Here is a 2,836-nt window from a genome sequence, read left to right as displayed (position 1 = left end):
CATTGGCTATGCACAGCAAGCATGGCTACACATGCAGTGCTAGACAGCCTGTATGAGTCTTACAGAGGCTTTGTGTCTTAGTGTTATCAGTATAGGGAAAGTGTGGGCATTGAGATGCCACACAGAAACTTACTGGTAATGGAAAGGACCTACATATCCTTATCGTTATCAGTATAGGGATAGTGACTACACTTAGGTGATATCTTGAGTTTCTAAAGGATATTTTGAGTTTATACAGCAATCAGCTTAAAATTGACGACGTGATGGAAATTGCATTTCCTCAGCCTAAAGTAACTGATCTATTAACAAAGTGGCTGGCAATCAAAACGTCATGCAAACACTTAGGGGCATTGCATCCCACTGGCTTGGATTGGTTATGTTGCTTTATTTTGCAACATACATGGCGTGGTATAATTTGATCCTGCCAATTGAAATCTATTTCGTTGGCAACATGTCTCTCATCGGAAGCCTGATATTTCTTCCCCATGCGGTTCGTGTGCTTTCAGCCTGGCTGCTGGGGCCCAAATCATTATTCGCCCTCGTCCCCGCCGAATTGTTAATGCACCAGTTCTATGCATCAACAGAATATCAGCAGGGCTTTACGTTTCTCATTCCTCTATTCAGTTCATTTTCGGCAGTCTTTGCCTTTGAGTTGATGCGTCTGATGAAGCTGGATGTTTATCCAAAAATGGAAGGGATCACAGGCTGGCGTTCAGTCATGTTTGCTGGCGCACTTGCTTCAGTTTTCAATTCTATATCAGGGGCTTATCTGAAGGGTGAAGCATATAGCCCAACTGAAGTCTTCGATGTGATTGCAAGGCATTTCGTTGGAGATGTTATCGGGCTTCTGCTGGCAATTATTCTTCTAATAGGTTTTTTCAATCTGATAACCCGTAATAAGCACATCTTTTAGATGCTCACGCTTTTCGGATATTGAGATGTTGGGTTTGTTATAAGGATTGAGGGTATCCGACAAGTGGCAAAGAAGGTGTTCGGTCCCTTCTAGTGCACTAATCACCGGTTAAGTCTAGCAGCTTCAGGACGCATCCACCAAACGCCTCATTACCACGTTTGAAACCATAGCTAACACACCGGTTTTCAATTTCATCCAAGACAGACAATTGCGTTTGGCTTGATGCTGCAGACATTGCGCTGTCTGATCCAGAACTGACAGCAGCTTCTGAAGAGATGTTACTCGTTTGTTCTGGCGATTGGACTGTAACCGTCTGGCTTATTGCGGTACCCGTTGCCGCACGATTTTCAAGTTCATCGGTTGCCTTTGTTGGCAGATTGCTCTTGATCGTGTCGCTTTGTTTCATGAGTTCTTGCAGAACCTTAAACAAAGCACCATTACCCTTTGCATCCTTTGCCACACTACTTTGGAACACAACCATATCGGCGTCGGCGCTCATTATGATCATATTGCCAGGGTATCCTAAAGAAAGTGATGTACCTGATTTTGCTACATAATTGTGAAATGTATAGCCAAAGGGTAGCTTTGTGCACCCTGGTCCAAAAGGACACTTGAGCAAATCTTTGTTACCTTGCAACACCAGTTGGGACCAGTCTTCAGGTATAATTTGCTCGCCACTGGCAGACTTACCCTTATTGATCAGAATTTGACCAAGTCGAGTGTAGTCCCGGGCCGTAGCTGAAAAGAAGTTTTTACGAAACGTCTCTCCAGCAGAGTTCTTAATGATAGATGCGTCGTGCTCAGCGCCGATTTGTGACCATAACTTTTCACTTAGCAGCTGTTCAACTGGCATCGAAAAGGCATTCTCTAACACTCTGCTTAGGACATAGGTATCTAACATCGTTGTTGAGAGAGTCTCTCCAGGAGCCGCAGCACGATCCACAAATCGCGCCAATATCTCGTCTATCGCCAGAGATCCCGACACCATTTCCCGCATCACAACTGGACGATCAATCTTCGGATCAAATTTGATACCGCTGGAACTTCTTAAAATGTGATTGATTGATACATTATCCCATTCCGTATTCTGAAGAGGCTCGTAATAAGCAGTTACAGGATCATCCAAAGACGCAATCAAGCCTTCCTGTAGAGCGATTCCAGCAAGTATCGGCATCAATAAGTTGTCTACGCCGAAGGTTTGAATGGGCATGTCTGGCTTGCGATCATACTGGTATCGTTCAAGCAAAATTTGACCACCAAGAACTATGAGCAAAGAAGTTGCTTCATGATCGTCTAGATATTTGTCAATTTTCTTAAGAATATCCGGTGGAATGAACTCTTCACCTGCTCTCTGGAACGAGAGAATGTTTACTGAATTTGCAATCTTTGCTGCTGGCAAACCCATTGCAAGCGACATGCTTGACCTAGACCCAACGACAAAACAAGGTTCAAAAGATTTCATCATCGCTGCCAACGGATCGGGATCTTCAGCAAGAGGATAACCTTTATCGCTGCAAAACTCCGAACTGTTGGTTCCATCAGCCCTTCCAAGGCCACCACTATCCAATGGTGCCCAATCACTTGGGCTCGCAAAAATTTGACTGGCAGAGACCAAAACAAGAAAACAGAATACTGGGAAAAGCTTCAAATCATCGTCTGATCTTATGCGACCAGCCTCCACAAAATCTGTATTGCGATGCAGACCAGCCCATATCTTTATGAAGACTAATCAGAATGGCAAACATAAATCTTGGTGATCGTGACACTCTGAGAAGCCGATTGCTTTTCCAACAAGCAGGCAGTGACCCCGAACATACATGAGCATACATGTGTCCCAATAGATACCATCAAACACGACTTACTTGGATGCGTCGGATAACCTCGCCCGTGTAAAAGCCTAACAACACAATACCTGTGCCCACA

The 2,836-nt window shown here is 44.3% G+C and carries 2 protein-coding genes; one reads left to right on the top strand and one right to left on the bottom strand.

The features are described 5' to 3' along the window. Positions 1 to 331: 331 nt before the first annotated feature. Positions 332 to 913, top strand: coding sequence for a hypothetical protein (locus tag AB3X55_13355; GenBank protein ID MEX0504571.1), 582 nt, complete (start codon positions 332 to 334; stop codon positions 911 to 913). 97 nt (positions 914 to 1,010) lie between these two features. Here the strand turns inward: AB3X55_13355 and AB3X55_13350 are convergent, their stop codons facing one another. Then, a complete protein-coding gene (locus AB3X55_13350) occupies positions 1,011 to 2,561 on the bottom strand; it encodes a serine hydrolase domain-containing protein (protein ID MEX0504570.1) in 1,551 nt (516 codons plus the stop codon). Positions 2,562 to 2,836: the final 275 nt, after the last annotated feature.

The organism is Alphaproteobacteria bacterium LSUCC0719, from assembly GCA_040839025.1.
Taxonomy (GTDB): Bacteria; Pseudomonadota; Alphaproteobacteria; order Puniceispirillales; family Puniceispirillaceae; genus UBA8309.
This window is presented reverse-complemented; position numbering and strand designations above follow the sequence as displayed.

What these genes read in the sequence shown, in the direction of transcription:
- AB3X55_13355 (MEX0504571.1), top strand. Translation starts at nt 332, where the DNA reads ATGCAAACACTTAGGGGCATTGCATCCCACTGGCTTGGATTGGTTATG.